This window comes from Bifidobacterium parmae (assembly GCF_002860365.1).
Classification (GTDB): domain Bacteria; phylum Actinomycetota; class Actinomycetes; order Actinomycetales; family Bifidobacteriaceae; genus Bifidobacterium; species Bifidobacterium parmae.
Map to the genome: position 1 here is coordinate 19,297 of NZ_NMWT01000008.1, position 14,073 is coordinate 33,369.

General features: G+C 68.3%; 11 protein-coding genes. 1 reads left to right on the forward strand and 10 read right to left on the reverse strand.

The window, feature by feature from the left end:
* Window positions 1–170: 170 nt before the first annotated feature.
* The 8 genes from Uis4E_RS03625 to alr form a co-directional block, all read right to left on the reverse strand.
* Window positions 171–1,361, reverse strand: coding sequence for a DmpA family aminopeptidase (locus tag Uis4E_RS03625; RefSeq protein WP_101621903.1), 1,191 nt, complete (start codon window positions 1,359–1,361; stop codon window positions 171–173).
* A 35-nt stretch (window positions 1,362–1,396) separates the two neighbouring features.
* Window positions 1,397–3,010, reverse strand: coding sequence for an aminotransferase-like domain-containing protein (locus Uis4E_RS03630; protein ID WP_101621904.1), 1,614 nt, complete (start codon window positions 3,008–3,010; stop codon window positions 1,397–1,399).
* 59 nt (window positions 3,011–3,069) lie between these two features.
* Entirely contained in the window at window positions 3,070–3,714 is a 645-nt protein-coding gene (gene pdxT / locus Uis4E_RS03635) for a pyridoxal 5'-phosphate synthase glutaminase subunit PdxT (RefSeq protein ID WP_101621905.1), read from the reverse strand.
* 136 nt (window positions 3,715–3,850) lie between these two features.
* Window positions 3,851–4,726: a pyridoxal 5'-phosphate synthase lyase subunit PdxS gene (gene pdxS, locus Uis4E_RS03640; RefSeq protein ID WP_101621906.1), complete on the reverse strand. Its 876-nt coding sequence runs from the start codon at window positions 4,724–4,726 to the stop codon at window positions 3,851–3,853.
* A 216-nt stretch (window positions 4,727–4,942) separates the two neighbouring features.
* A complete protein-coding gene (gene dnaG / locus Uis4E_RS03645; protein ID WP_101621907.1) occupies window positions 4,943–7,042 on the reverse strand; it encodes a DNA primase in 2,100 nt (699 codons plus the stop codon).
* Between the two features lie 100 nt (window positions 7,043–7,142).
* Window positions 7,143–8,486, reverse strand: coding sequence for a deoxyguanosinetriphosphate triphosphohydrolase (locus Uis4E_RS03650; RefSeq protein ID WP_101621908.1), 1,344 nt, complete (start codon window positions 8,484–8,486; stop codon window positions 7,143–7,145).
* A gap of 44 nt (window positions 8,487–8,530) precedes the next feature.
* Entirely contained in the window at window positions 8,531–8,983 is a 453-nt protein-coding gene (locus Uis4E_RS03655) for an HTH domain-containing protein (RefSeq protein WP_207764541.1), read from the reverse strand.
* 404 nt (window positions 8,984–9,387) lie between these two features.
* Window positions 9,388–10,746 carry an alanine racemase gene (gene alr, locus Uis4E_RS03660; protein WP_101621910.1) on the reverse strand — a complete coding sequence of 453 codons (1,359 nt, stop codon included), beginning with the start codon at window positions 10,744–10,746 and terminating at the stop codon, window positions 9,388–9,390.
* Between the two features lie 307 nt (window positions 10,747–11,053).
* On the opposite strand from alr, the gene Uis4E_RS03665 reads away from it, so the two are divergent.
* The gene (locus Uis4E_RS03665; RefSeq protein WP_101621911.1) at window positions 11,054–12,514 is read left to right on the forward strand and encodes an amino acid permease; all 1,461 of its coding nucleotides are present in this window, start codon (window positions 11,054–11,056) and stop codon (window positions 12,512–12,514) included.
* 177 nt (window positions 12,515–12,691) lie between these two features.
* Here the strand turns inward: Uis4E_RS03665 and Uis4E_RS03670 are convergent, their stop codons facing one another.
* Window positions 12,692–13,177, reverse strand: a complete 486-nt coding sequence (locus Uis4E_RS03670) for a GNAT family N-acetyltransferase (protein ID WP_165784841.1) — start codon at window positions 13,175–13,177, stop codon at window positions 12,692–12,694.
* A 263-nt stretch (window positions 13,178–13,440) separates the two neighbouring features.
* The gene (locus Uis4E_RS03675) at window positions 13,441–13,932 is read right to left on the reverse strand and encodes an S-ribosylhomocysteine lyase (RefSeq protein ID WP_034526894.1); all 492 of its coding nucleotides are present in this window, start codon (window positions 13,930–13,932) and stop codon (window positions 13,441–13,443) included.
* Window positions 13,933–14,073 lie beyond the last annotated feature (141 nt).

Genomic DNA, 14,073 nt, shown 5'->3' on the forward strand with positions numbered 1-14,073 from the left:
GTCCCTTTCCTTGCCGGCCCGCGCCGTCGGAGGCCGACGGATGCGCGGAGCCGTGCTTCCTGCGTCGTGATGTCCGCGCCGCGGCACCGGTCGCCCGGCGCCGCATGCGCCATGTGTATGATACGCGGCCGCGACGCGCAACGCGACCATGCGGCCGCACCGCAGGCGCGCTACGCCTCCGCCAGGGATTCCGGCAGCGCCAGCCCCGCGTCACGCAACGCGTCGCGCAGCGAGGGGGTGACCTTGCCGTCGCGGCCGCGCACGCCGTGCGCATGGAGCAGCGAGCTGACGATGGCCTCCTCGCTTGCGGCGGCCACGGCGCGGAAGCACCGGTCCATCGCGTTCTCGTTGAGCCGCGTCACGGTCTCGACGAGCGGCCCGCCGGCCGGCGTGGGATGGTCGGACGGTTTGGTCAGGTCGTCGCCGGCCCAGTGGTCGATGCGGTTGGCGGTGCTGAACGCGACGACGATCTCGCCGCTGCCGTTGCCGATGTAGCCGCCGCATCGCGCGATGCCGACGGTGACGCGCTTGGCCATGCGCCTCAGCTGGCGCGAATCGACGGGCAGGTCGGTGGCGATGACCGCGACGATGCTGCCCTTGTCCTCGCCGCCCGCGTTCCCGGCGGCGGTCCCGTCCCCGTCCCCGTCCCCGTCCGCGGCCGATATCGATGCCGATGCGATGCGCTCCGCTTCGGCGAGGTGCAGGCCGACCGGCTCGCCGTCGAGGCGCAGGCATTCGCGCGAACCGAAGTTCGTGAGCGTCAGCACGCCGATCACGTGGTCGCGGCCGTCCACGCGCACCACGCGCGAGGCCGACCCGACGCCGCCCTTGAGCCCGAAGCAGGTCATGCCCGTGCCGGCGCCCACGTCGCCCTCGTCGAAGTCCTCGCCGGCCGCGGCGATCGCCTCCAGTCCGTGCGCCGGCGTGACGGCGCGGGCGCGTATCGAGTTGATGGGGCCGTCGTTGCATTCCATGACCACCGGGTTCACCGTGCCGGTGTCCACGCCGATGGCGGGGTGGGCGGCGAGCGCATGGTCCACGAGCGCGTCGAAGCAGGCGCCGCAGGAGAGCGTGTTGGTCATGAGGATCGGCGTTTCGAGGCTGCCGAGCTCCCCGACCTGTACGAGTCCCATCGATTTGCCGAAGCCGTTGGACACGTATGCGGCGGCGGGCAACTTGCTCGCGAAGCAGTCGCCGGGCGGCACGATGGCGGTCACGCCGGTGCGGATCGCCGGTGCGGCGCCGTCGGGCGAGCGCAATGTGACGTGGCCGACCCTCACGCCGGGCACGTCGGTGATGAGGTTCCGCTTCCCCGCGGGGCCGTCGTACAGGTCATGGTTCCATATGGCATTCGTTCCCATGGAGGACCATGGTAGCCCGCCCGCGGCGCCGCCGGTCAGCGCGTCATGGCGCGCACGGCGTCGCAGATCAGGCCGATGCCGTCCTCCAGGTCGCGCGCGGCGGGACGGACCATGTTGAGACGGATGTGCGTCTCGTCGGTCTCGTCCACGTCGAACACGCCGCCGGGCATGAACGTGACGCCGAGCGTGCGGCACCGGGCGAGCAGGTCGAGCGCGCGCACGCCGTCGGGCAGCGAGACCCAGATGTAGTACCCGCCCTGCGGCACGGTCCAGCGCATGCCCTGCGGCGCATGCCGTTCCAGCGCGGCGACGGCCGTGTCGCGGCGGCGGCGGTAGGCGGCGGTCAGGTCGCGCACGTGCCCGGCGATGCGTCCCTCCTTGAGCAGTTCGAGGCAGATGCGCTGCGACGACGTGCTCGTGTGCTGGTCGACCATGCGCCGCAATGCGGCCAGGCGCGCGATGACGTGCGGGTCGGCCGCCACCCATCCGGTGCGCAGCCCGGAGGTGACGGTCTTCGAGAACGTGGACAGGTACATCACGTATCCGGCGTTCTCCATGCCGGCGAGCGGCACGGGGCGCGCCGGGCCGCCGGGCCCGCCGTACCACAGCTCCCCGTAGGCGTCGTCCTCGACGATGAGGCACTGGTAGCGGCGCGCCACGTCGACGAGCCTGCGGCGGCGCCCCATCGGCATCGTCGTGCCGGTGGGGTTGTGGAAGGTGGGGATGGTGTAGATGAGTTTGGGCCGGAAGCGCGCGCAGTAGCCTTCGAGCAGGTCGGTGCGCATGCCGTCGGCGTCGACCGGCACGCCGACGATCGACGCGTCGGCGGAACGGAACGTCTGCAACGCGGGGAAGAACGTGGACTGTTCGACGAGCACGCGGTCGCCCGGGTTCACGAACGCGCGCACGATGAGGTCGATGCCCTGTTCGGAGCCGGACAGGACCATGACGTTGCGCGCCTCGCAGGCGACGCCGCGCGTGCGCATGTGTTCGGCGAGCAGCGCGCGCAGCTCGTCGAAGCCTTCGATGGGCGATTCCGGCTGTCCGTCGAACTCGTGCGAGGCGAACGCCTCAAGGCTCACCGCGCGCAGCAGGTCGTCGGGGATGTCCGCCGGATCAGGCGAGCCGGTCGCGAAGTCGATGACGCGTCCGCCCGCGCCACCGCGCCGGGCGCGGTCGATCTCGGCGATGTCGTGGTAGGTGAACCGGTTGGAGTAGTCGCTGAACAGCACCGACCACGGGGGCCGGATGACGGACGGCTCGGGCGCGCCGGCGTGCTCGGGGGCGCCGGCGCCGCCCTCCGTGCGGACATCATGGATCGTATGGACCATGCCGCCGTTCCCCGCGCTCTCCCCCGGGGCGCCCGACGCGCCGGGCATGCCGATTCCCGTCGCACCGGAGGAGGCGCCGTCCACCGGCGTCACGAACGTGCCCTTGCCGACCTTCGACGCGACGAGGCCTTCGTCCTTGAGCCGCTGGTACGCCTGCAGGACGGTGGTGCGGTTGACGCCGAGCCGGGCGGCGAGCTCACGCTCGGGCGGCAGCCGGTATCCTTCGGCGAGTTCGCCGGAGACGATGCGTTCGCGCAGCTGCGCGGCCAGCTGCCGGTACATCGGCACGCTCGCGCGCCTGTCGAGTTCCAGCCGCATGGCCACCGTCCTTTCCCGTTCCTTGCCGCGACGATCGTCCCCCGACGATTATCTTCCGATCACAGGGAGAGGAACAGCTCGTGCAGGCGCGTGTCGTCGGTGAGTTCCGGGTGGAACGCGGTGGCGAGGATGTTGCCCTGCCGCAACGCCACCGGATGCCCGTCGACCCGCGTTTCGACGCGTGCCCCGTCGCCCACGGAGACGACGTAAGGCCCGCGGATGAACACGAGCGGGAAATCCTTGATGTATTCGGCGTCGCCCGGCTCGCCGAAGTCGGCGGTGGCGGCGAAGCTGCCCAGCTGGCGTCCGTACGCGTTGCGGCGCACGACGGCGTCGAGCGCCCCGAAGTACACGTGCTCGTCGTTGTCGAGCCTCTTCGCGAGCAGGATCATGCCGGCGCAGGTGCCGAACACGGGTTTGCCGGCCTTGATGTGCGCGTCGATCCGCTCGAACAGGCCGGTGGAGCGCAGGAGCTTGCCCTGCGTGGTGGATTCGCCGCCGGGCAGAATCACCCGGTCGATGGAGTCGTCGAAGTCCTCGGCGGCGCGCAGCAGCTTCCACGGCGCGCCGAGCCTGTCGAGCACGGCGGCGTGTTCCGCGAACGCGCCCTGCACGGCGAGGATGCCGGTCACGCCGTGCCGGTCCTGACCGGATTCGACGCCGTCGGATTCCTCCTTGGAGATGTATTCGACCGCTACGACCATGTCATTCCTTTCCCGCTCCCGCTGGCGGGAGCTGTCGAACGTAGTGGGACCGAGGGTGGTCCGTCGGCAACGCCCACCCCCAGTCAGCCTTGCGGCTGCCAGCCCCCGCCAGCGGGGGCTCATCCGGTCGGAACGGTCACTCGCCTCGGGCGGCCATGATGGTCTGGATCTCGTCCTCGTTGATGCCGACCATGGCCTCGCCGAGGTTCTCGGAGAGCTTGGCGAGCAGGTCGGCGTCCTGCCAGTTGGCGGTCGCCTTGACGATGGCGGCGGCGCGCTTGGCCGGGTCGCCGGACTTGAAGATGCCGGAGCCGACGAACACGCCCTCGGCGCCGAGTTCCATCATCAGGGCCGCGTCGGCCGGGGTGGCGACGCCGCCGGCGGCGAAGTTGACGACGGGCAGGCGGCCGTTGTCGTGCACGTACTTGGCGAGGTCGTAGGGCACGGCGAGCTGCTTGGCAGCCTCGTACACCTCGTCGTCGCGCAGGGAGACGAGCTCGTGGATCTGCTTGTTCATCGTGCGCATGTGGCGCACGGCCTGGATCACGTCGCCGGTGCCCGGCTCGCCCTTGGTGCGGATCATGGCCGCGCCTTCGGCGATGCGGCGCAGTGCCTCGCCGAGGTTCTTCGCGCCGCACACGAACGGCACGTCGAACCGGTTCTTGTCGATGTGGTAGACGTCGTCGGCCGGGGAGAGCACTTCGGACTCGTCGATGTAGTCGATGTCGATGGCCTGCAGGATGCGGGCCTCGGCGATGTGGCCGATGCGGACCTTCGCCATGACCGGGATGGACACGGCCTCCTGGATGCCCTTGATCATGGCCGGGTCGGACATGCGGGAGACGCCGCCGGCGGCGCGGATGTCGGCCGGGATGCGTTCGAGCGCCATGACGGCGCACGCGCCCGCGTCCTGGGCGATCTTCGCCTGTTCGGGCGTGGTCACGTCCATGATCACGCCGCCCTTGAGCATCTGGGCGAGGTTGCGGTTGAGTTCAGCACGGTTCTGCGTCATTCGAGTTCCCTTCTGGTTCATGCGATGCCATGTGACGCCGCGCGCCCGATGGGAGACGGGGCGGACGCGGCATCCGTCGCCGACCATTATCGGACTTAGGCGGCAAGACCAATCCAAACCAGTCCAATTTGGATGGGGCCAATCCGCCGGTTCCCGACCATACCAATCGCGGAACCAACCACGGAACCGACCACGGGACCGGAATCCCCCGCGCCCTCAGCCGACGTTGTTGCCGTAGACCTGCGACTGGATGTCCTTGCGATGGGTCTCCATCCGCGTGATCTCGCCGAGCAGCGCGATCTTCTCCGCGCCGTCGGGCATCATGGCCATCCGGCGTTTGGCCGCGCCGATACGCCGCATATACCCCATGTCGAGCAGTTTGACGAGCAGTTCGGAGGCGTATCGGCTCTCCGCCTTGGTGGGCGGCCTGAGCCGCGCGTCGACCATGCCCGAACCGTCGGCGCCGGATCCGTCGGCCGCGTTCCGCCCGTCGTCCGGCAGCGGCAGCGGCATGACGGCCAGCTCGTTGATCGTCGATTCGAGCATCGGCCCTCCCGCCTTGGTGAGGTTGTGCATCCACAATCCCTGCGGCGTGTCCGGGGAGGGCAGTCCGCCGGCCGCGGCGACCGCCTGAAACATCGTGCGGAACACCGGCGTCATGAAGTTCCCGAGCGTCAGTTCGGCGAACCCGTTGGGATTGACGGCGAGCGGCACCTGGATGAGCAGCGCCATGAACTGCTGTTCGGCGATGAACACGGCGTCGTCGATGCGGAAATACGTCTGTTCGGTCGCGTCGCGATGCTCGAGTTCCCGGCGTTTCGCCGGATCGGCGTACGGATCGCCGTCGCGTCCGCGCGACGATCCGTCGCGGTCGAACGCGCCGCCGCCGTTGAACCGGCGTCGCGGTGCGTACGCGTCCTCGTCGCGCACGTGCTGACGGCGACGCTCGCGTTCCACCTCGCGCTGCATGATGTCGAGGTCGACGCCGATGCGGCGCGTGGCGCGACGCGTGTACAGGTCGAGCAGCGACCGGTCGCGGATCTGCGCGACCAGCGGCGCCACCGCCTTGACCGCGCCCATCTGGCCGGTCGCGTACTGGGTGTCGAACCGGCCGATCGCCGCCTCGATCACGAAATCGTAGAGGGGTTTCGCGCGCGTGACGAGCGAGCGGACCGCCTCGTCGCCGCGTTCGATCCTGAGGTCGCACGGGTCGAGATTGTCGTCGGCGACGGCGACGAACGTCTGCGAGAGGAACGCGGAGTCGAGGCCGAACGCGTGCAGCGCCGCCTTCTGGCCGGCGGCGTCGCCGTCGAACGTGAACACGACGCGCGAGCTCACCGCCTGCCCTTCGACCTTCAGCGGACCGACAAGCTGGACGGCGCCGAGCGAATCGTCGGCGATGAGACGGCGCACGATCTTCGCGTGCTCCGCGCCGAACGCGGTGCCGCACGTGGCGACGGCCGTGTCGACGCCGGCCAGATGCATGGCCATCACGTCCGTGTAGCCTTCGACGATCACGACCTGGCGTTTCTTCACGATCGCCTTCTTCGCCAGATCGATGCCGTACAGCACCTGGGTCTTGCGGTAGAGCTGCGTGTCCGGCGTGTTGATGTACTTCGCGGCGATCTGGTCGTCGTCGTACAGTTTGCGCGCGCCGAAGCCGAGCGTGCGGCCGGTCGAATCGCGGATCGGCCAGGTGACGCGGCCTCGGAAGTAGTCGTAGACGCCGCGCTGGCCCTGGCGTGCGAGGCCCGCGTCGAGCATCTCCTGCTGCGTGAACCCCTTGGACGCGAGATGACGGACGAGGTTGTCCCAGCCTTGGGGCGCGTACCCGCAGCCGAAGCGTTCGCAGTCGGCCTGGCTGAACGTGCGGCCTCCGAGCAGCTTGCGGGCGGCGAGCGCCTCCTTGCTCATGATCTGGCTGGTGAAGAACCGCTGCGCCTCCTCGTTGGCCTCCAGCAGGCGCGCGCGCTTCGAGCCGGAGCGTTCGCCCGGCTTGCCGGCGCCCGTGCTCTCGTAGTGCAGTTCGATGTGGTATTTGTCGGCCAGCAGTTCGACGGCCTCGCGGAAGTCGATGTTCTCCTGCTGTTCGACGAATTTGAACACGTCGCCGCCGAGTCCGCAGCCGAAGCAGTGCCAGACGCCGAGCGCGGGGCGCACGTTGAAGCTGCCGGTCTTCTCGTCGTGGAACGGGCATAGGCCGACGTACGTGCCGGTGCCCGAGGGCTTGAGCGACACGGATGCGGATACGATGTCGTAGAGGTCCGCGGCTGCGCGCACCTTCTCGATGTCTTCCTTCTTGATCATTCCGGCCATGACACACTACCCTACCGCCTTGCCGCGGCACCGGTACGGGTATGCCGGTTTCCGCCGTCGGCGTGTGTCGGAGCGGCCCCGCGCCGACCGGCGGGACGGTTCAGAACAGGATCGAGTGGAGCGCGAGCGCCGAGGAGTCGGTGAGGGAGGCGACCTGGTCGACGGCGACGCGCAGGCGCTCGTCGTCGTTGGCGGCGGTCTCCCAGTCCTCGAGGAACTGGCTTTCGAGGATGTCGCTGGGGCGGGGCGCGTCGGACATGAGCACGTCGACGAGGTCCTCGACGATGCGGCGCTCCTCCTCGTGCATCGGCTCCTGCTCCCCCGGCGCCATGACGAAATGCACGGCGATGCCCTTCAGCGCGACGATCTCGTACGAGGTCTCCTCGGGGATGACGAGGCTCGCCGTATAGCGGGTGAGCGGGCCGGCGCCGTACGTGTCGCGCGTCGCCTCCTCGACGCTCCACGCGAATCGGCCGATCAGGTCGGAGGTGATGTTCTTGAGCTGCGCCAGGGCCGAGCGCGACCCGTTGAAATGGTCGGGGAACATGTCGAGCCGTCTGAGGCGCGCGAACGCCTCGACGAGCCGGTCCGCGTCCCATTGCGGGCCGTACCACGCGCGCGTCTGTCCGACGATCGCGTCGATCGTGCGCGGGTCGGCGAGCGCGATCGCGTCGATCGTGCGCGGGTCGGCGAGCGCGATCGGGTTGAACGCGCCGGTGGCGATGGCGTCCTCCACGTCGTGCACCGAGTAGGCGATGTCGTCGGCGAGGTCCATGATCATGCATTCCATGGGGCGTGCGGTCGGGTCGGCGAGGCCTTGCTTGAGCCAGTGGAAGACGGGTTCGTCGTCCGGGTAGACGCAGTATTTGGCGCTGCGTTCGCCTTTGGGGTGCTTCGCCGCCTCGGCGAGCGTCCACGGGTATTTGACGGCGGCGTCGAGGGAGGCCCGTGTGAGGTTCACGCCGGCGGAGCGGCCGTCCGGGTGGAACACCTTGGGTTCGAGCCGGGTGAGGAGGCGCAGCGTCTGCGCGTTGCCTTCGAATCCGCCGATGTTCCGGGCGATGCGGGAGAGCGCCTTCTCGCCGTTGTGGCCGAACGGCGGGTGGCCGAGGTCGTGGGAGAGGCAGGCGCAGTCGACCACGTCCGGGTCGCAGCCGAGGAGTTTGCCGATCTGGCGCCCGATCTGGGCGACTTCGAGCGTGTGGGTGAGGCGGGTGCGGGCGAAGTCGTCGGTGCCGGCGACGAGGATCTGGCTTTTCGCGCCGAGCCGGCGCAGCGCGGACGAGTGGATGAGGCGCGCGCGGTCGCGTTCGAACGCGGTGCGTGACTTCGATTTGGGTGGTTCGGGCGCCCACCGCTCCTCGTCGGAGGAGGTGTAGCCTTCGCCGCTCGGGATGCGTTCGACGCGGCTTTCCGGTTCGTCCCCGTATCGGCTGGATTCCATGATGCACCTCCCCTGCCCTCCAGCCTAGCAAGCCCGGCGGCCGTCTATTTCGCGGACCGTTCGCCGACTTCGGCGCGGAGCCGTTCGACCTCGGATTCGAGGTGTTCGATGAGCATCACCTGCTGGGAGATGAGCAGGTCGCGCAGGTCGCGCTTGCCGGCGCGCACGTTGAGCTCCGGCGTGAACGGCTTCGGGAGGCGGCCGTCCGTCCGCGTCGCCCCCGGTTCGCCCCCGTCCGTCCCCCCGACGGTTTCGGGGGCGTCCGGCATCGAACGCCATCGCGCGATGCAGCGTTCGATGCGCTTGTAGCCGATCAGGGACGCGTCCAGTCCGGCGTCGCGGAAGATACGGACGGGCGATTCGCCGGCGTGGTACCGGCGCATGCATTCGCGGCGGAACGCCTCGGAGTAGCGGATCCGTCCGTTGGATACGCGCGCGACGGCGGGCAGTGACCGCAGGTATGCGATCTCCTCGTTGGTGAACGCTCCGGTTCCCATGGCGGCCTCCTTTCGACGTATCCGATCGCCGTGCGGCTGCCGGCACGGCCTCGACGGCATGGCAATACCATCATTGATAGCAAGCTAAGCGGAGCACCGGTACATATCTACCGGAAAATTCCCCCGCATCGCGACACGCCGCGAACAACGGTCCTTCTTCGTCGCATGGTATCGGTATTTCCCCCGTCGCGAATACCCCCGTAACACCCGTATTGGAAGCGCTTATACCCCCGTTATCACTATGGATTCCATGAACGCTCTATGTTTCACAGACATACCCCCGAATAAGGGGAAACACCGGAAAAAAGAACGGGGACTCCCCCTTACGCAAGGGGAGTCCCCGAACATCGCGGAACGCGCCGAACGTCACGGGACCACCCGCGGCACCCGCGCCACCCGCGCCGCTACAGCAGCGAGGCCGGATCGAGCCTGGCGAGATCCGCCGCGGGCAGCACCTCGGCGGCATGCTCGTACAGGCGCGGGATGCGGTTGCGCAGGCAGGTGAAGATCTCGTAGCTGATCGTGTCGGCGGCGCGCGCCCAGTCGTCGGCGGTCGGCTCGGCGAACTCCTCGCCGCGGCCCGGTCCGAACAGTTCGACCGTGTCGCCCTCGTGCACGCCGAGCGCGGCGGCGGAACCGTGCAGGTCGAGGATGAACTGGTCCATGCACACGCGGCCGGAGACGCGGTACAGCTTCGGGCCTTCGGCGGTCATCACGCGCACCGGGCCGCCCGGCTTCTCCACGTGCTTGGCGCCCTGCATGTCGAATCCGGAGGCGGAGCGGTGGATGCCGTCCGCGTAGCCGAGCGGCACGATCGCGGTGGAGGTGTCGTCCGGGGTGAGGTAGGTGCGGCCGTAGGAGATGCCGTAGCCGGCCTCCACGTCCTTGACGGTGCCGAGCTGCGCCTGCAGCCGCATCGCCGGCTTCAGCGCGTAGCTGGACGGCGTGCCCATCGCCGGGTCGGGCTCGTAGCCGTACAGGCCGATGCCCGGGCGGGTGAGCTCGAAATGGATCTCCGGACGGGACAGCGTGGCCGCCGTGTTCGCGAGATGACGGATCTCGGGGGCGATGCCGGCGGCCTCCATGCGGGCGGTGAACGCCTTGAAGTTCTCGATCTGGCGGTCGGTGGAGGCGACGAACTCGGGCACATCCGGCGAATCGGCCACGGCGAGGTGACTCCACTGGCCGACGATGTGCAGCACGCCCTCCTTGGCGAGCGGGACGAGCTTGGCGAGCGCCGCGTCGAAGCCCTCCGGCGTGAAGCCGTTGCGGCCGAATCCGGAATCGACCTTCACGTGCACGCGCGCCGTCCTGCCGAGCTTGCGGGCGGCCGCGGCCACCGCGTCGATGCCGGGCAGCGAGCCGACGGACACGTCGATGTCGTTGGCGATGAGCTCGTCGAACGGGACTTCGGCGCCGTTGTAGACCCACGTGAGGATGCGGCAGCGGTCGGGGCCGATGCCGAGCTTCCTCAGCAGCAGCGCCTCGTGCGACTGGGCGGTGCCGAGCCAGGTCGCACCGCCGGCGAGCGCCGCGAGCGCGGCGGGCAGCAGGCCGTGGCCGTAGGCGTCGGCCTTGACGACGCCCATCACGGCGGTGCCGGAGTGCGGTCCGCCGACCACGCTCACCAGATGCGCCATGTTGTCGCGCAGGGCCTTGAGGTCGACGATGGCCTGCGCGGGGTAGCGGCGTCGGGCGGCCGCGTAGTTGGCCTTGCCCTTCTCCGAGCTGAATTCGATTTCGGGAGCTGCGTTCATACTCATGGTGCCCCATTGTCGCGCGCCATGGTGACGTGCCCGTTTCCGCGCTCACATGGCGGCCGCCGCGACGGCCCCGGATGGCGGCGGGACCACGTCCCGCATCCATGTTCCGCGCCGCATCGCAAGACGCGCCGCGCCGGTTTTCCGGCAGTCCATGTACACTCGCTTTTCACGGTTTGTTTGCCGTTTTCCCGCCCGTAACGTTCGGGGGCAACAATCGACCGTATTCAAGACTCCCGGCGTTGAGGCGTGCCGGGGTCCCGGAATTCCGTCCGGCCAAGCCCATTCCACGTGTTCATGAGAGAAGACCATGAATCTGTTCCGTAAGAAAACGGTGGATCAGCTTGTCGCCGATTCCACCCCGCTCAAGCGCACGATGCGCACCTTCGACCTGACGATGCTCGGCATCGGCGCGATCATCGGCACCGGCATCTTCGTCCTGACCGGCAAGGGCGCGCTCACCGCGGGCCCGGCCCTGTCCGTGTCGTTCCTGCTGGCCGCGATCTGCTGCGGTTTCGCCGGCCTGTGCTACGCCGAGTTCGCGTCGATGGCCCCCGTGTCCGGATCCGCCTACTCGTACGCGTATCTGGCGTTCGGCGAACTCATCGCGTTCGTGATCGGCTGGAATCTGATCCTCGAATACGCCCTGCAGGCGGCCACCGTGTCCGCCGGATGGGCCGGCTACTTCAACAAGCTGCTCGAAGGGTTCGGCCTGAGCCTGCCGGTCGAGCTGACGGCCGCGTACGGCACCACGCCGGGCGTGACCACCTACTTCAACCTGCCCGGCTTCGTGGTCGTGCTGCTCATCACCTGGGTGCTGTCCATCGGCATCAACCAGACGAAGAAGACCAACGACATCATGGTGATGATCAAGCTCGCGATCATCGCGCTGTTCATCATCTGCGCCGTGTGGTACGTCAAGCCGTCCAACTGGCAGCCGTTCTCCCCGTACGGCATCTACACGTTCCAGCCCGGCTCCACCCAGCCGTACGGCATCCTGCCGGCCGCGTCCATCGTGTTCTTCAGCTTCATCGGCTTCGACGCCGTCTCCTCCTCCGCCGAGGAGACCATCGAACCGAACAAGACGCTGCCGCGCGGCATCCTCCTGTCGCTCGCCGTCTCGACGGTGATCTACATCATCATGACGCTCGTGATGACCGGCATCGTGCCCTACCAGGAGTTCGCGAAGTTCATCGACGCCCCGGTCGCCGGCGTGATCCTGTACACCGGCATGAATTGGCTGGCCGTGATCGTCAACATCGGCGCGCTCGTCGGCATGACCACGGTGATGCTCGTCCAGCTGTACGGCCAGTCGCGCATCTGCTACGCGATGGGCCGCGACGGCCTGTTCCCGAAGTTCTTCAGCGAGGTGCATCCGAAGCACCGCACCCCGTTCAAGGGCACCTGGTTCTTCGGCATCCTCACCGCGGTCGCCGGCGGCTTCATCAACATCAACATCCTGTTCGAGCTGGTGAACATCGGCACGCTGTCCGCGTTCATCATCGTCTCCGCCGGCGTGCTGTGGATGCGCAAAACCGCCCCGGACGCGCACCGCGGCTTCAAGGCGCCGGGCGTGCCGGTCGTGCCGGCGCTGTCCATCATCTTCTGCCTGGTGTTCATCGCCGGCCTGAACTGGGAGACCTGGGTGCGGTTCGCGATCTGGCTGGCCATCGGCCTGGCCGTCTACTTCGGCTACAGCCGCCGCCACTCCAAGCTGGAGGGCGCGGACGAGGCCGGGACCCCGCAGGTCGCCGCGGCGAAGGCCGAATAGCCGCCACGTCCGCCCGATACGATGAAGCCCCTCGATGCGCATCCGCGTCGAGGGGCTTTCCCGTAGATTCGGAGCATTGGAATAACGCGTGCGGCATCAAGGCGCACCGAGGGAAGCGGTACAAAGGTACCGCGACCGAGGAGCAACGCGGATGACGCTCCGTTATTCCGATGCTCCTCACCATTCGTGACGCTGGTAGGCTATGCGCGTCGTGTCCGTCGGCCTGTCGATGAGCTGGATGAGGCCGCAGCGGGCGAAGCCGCTCGTCTCGAGCACATGCTGCATGGCCTTGTTGTTCGGATGCGTGTCGGCGCGCACGTTGCCGTAGTGCTTCAGCGCCCACCGGATGCAGTCTCGGGCGGCGTGGCGCACCAGACCGGACGAGGCGATGCGGTGGATCGTCACATACGTGTCGTCGTCGAGCCATGCGCCGTCGATGTGCGCGTACGTGGGGTCCTCGCCGGGGCACAGGGCGAACTGGGCGAGGATGCGCTCATGCCCGTTCTGCGTGTCGACCAGCAGCATCGTGCGCTGGTTGGCGATGTCGTCCCGCACGACCTCCTCGCGGGGGAACATGGTCCCCCACTGCGTGGGATTGCCGTTGCGGGCCATCAGCTCGCGCGCATGCGCATACACCTTGAGCATGTGCGGCAGGTCACGCATGGTCGCGTGGCGGAAACGACGGGACGACGCATTGGAATCGGACACCACACCTCACCTCACGGTCGCGCGAGAGCCCCGCACGGGGGATTCGATCGGGAAAAACAATCAACTGACGCGCTACGCTACCATGCCCGCCTCACAAACACCGCGCGTTTCCTGTGACGCGGCTGGACGACGCCCGTACGGAGACGCAAAGCGCCCGCCCGCCTGCGACGGCGGACGGGCGCCGGCGGCCGCGACGCCGCAGGACCCGTGTCCGGCGTTCAGACGACCTTGCGCTCGAACGGGTCGGAGCTGATGCCCTTGGCGAGGATGTCCTTGCACCATTCCTTCGCGGTGAACAGGCTGTGGTCGCGGTAGTTGCCGCAACTCTCGATCGTGGTGGCGGGCACGTCGTCCCACGTGGCCTTGTACGCGATGAACTCCAGCGACTCCTTCAACGCCTTGGCGACCTCCTCGGTGGGATGCTCGCCCCAGGTGAGCAGGTGGAAGCCGGTGCGGCAGCCGAACGGCGAGCAGTCGATGTAGCCGTCGATGCGTTCGCGCAGCAGCACGGCGATCGTGTGCTCGATCGTGTGCAGTCCGGCCGTCGGGATCGCGTTCTCGTTCGGCTGCACGAGACGCAGGTCGTAGTTGGAGATCACGTCGCCGTGAGGCCCCTTCTCCGTGTCGATGTAGCGCACGTACGGCGCCTTCACCTTCGTATGGTCGAGCTGGAAGCTCTCCACCACGGGCTTGTCGGTCTTCTCCGCCATGTTCGTTCCTTTCCGTATACGCCGCCCTTCGACGCGTTCCTGCACGCCGCCGGCGTATCCGCCGCCCATCCTAGTCGCCGATCGCCGGCGAAGGCGCATCGCACCCGGCCGGCGTTATAGACGCTCGTTATAGACGGGATC

Excerpts from the sequence above, each read along its gene's own strand:
- Uis4E_RS03665 (WP_101621911.1), top strand. The coding sequence starts at position 11,054 with ATGAATCTGTTCCGTAAGAAAACGGTGGATCAGCTTGTCGCCGATTCC.
- Uis4E_RS03670 (WP_165784841.1), bottom strand. The coding sequence starts at position 13,177 with ATGCGTGACCTGCCGCACATGCTCAAGGTGTATGCGCATGCGCGCGAG.
- Uis4E_RS03655 (WP_207764541.1), bottom strand. The coding sequence starts at position 8,983 with ATGGGAACCGGAGCGTTCACCAACGAGGAGATCGCATACCTGCGGTCA.
- alr (WP_101621910.1), bottom strand. The coding sequence starts at position 10,746 with ATGAGTATGAACGCAGCTCCCGAAATCGAATTCAGCTCGGAGAAGGGC.
- Uis4E_RS03625 (WP_101621903.1), bottom strand. The coding sequence starts at position 1,361 with ATGGGAACGAATGCCATATGGAACCATGACCTGTACGACGGCCCCGCG.
- pdxT (WP_101621905.1), bottom strand. The coding sequence starts at position 3,714 with ATGGTCGTAGCGGTCGAATACATCTCCAAGGAGGAATCCGACGGCGTC.
- Uis4E_RS03650 (WP_101621908.1), bottom strand. The coding sequence starts at position 8,486 with ATGGAATCCAGCCGATACGGGGACGAACCGGAAAGCCGCGTCGAACGC.
- Uis4E_RS03630 (WP_101621904.1), bottom strand. The coding sequence starts at position 3,010 with ATGCGGCTGGAACTCGACAGGCGCGCGAGCGTGCCGATGTACCGGCAG.
- Uis4E_RS03675 (WP_034526894.1), bottom strand. The coding sequence starts at position 13,932 with ATGGCGGAGAAGACCGACAAGCCCGTGGTGGAGAGCTTCCAGCTCGAC.
- dnaG (WP_101621907.1), bottom strand. The coding sequence starts at position 7,042 with ATGGCCGGAATGATCAAGAAGGAAGACATCGAGAAGGTGCGCGCAGCC.
- pdxS (WP_101621906.1), bottom strand. The coding sequence starts at position 4,726 with ATGACGCAGAACCGTGCTGAACTCAACCGCAACCTCGCCCAGATGCTC.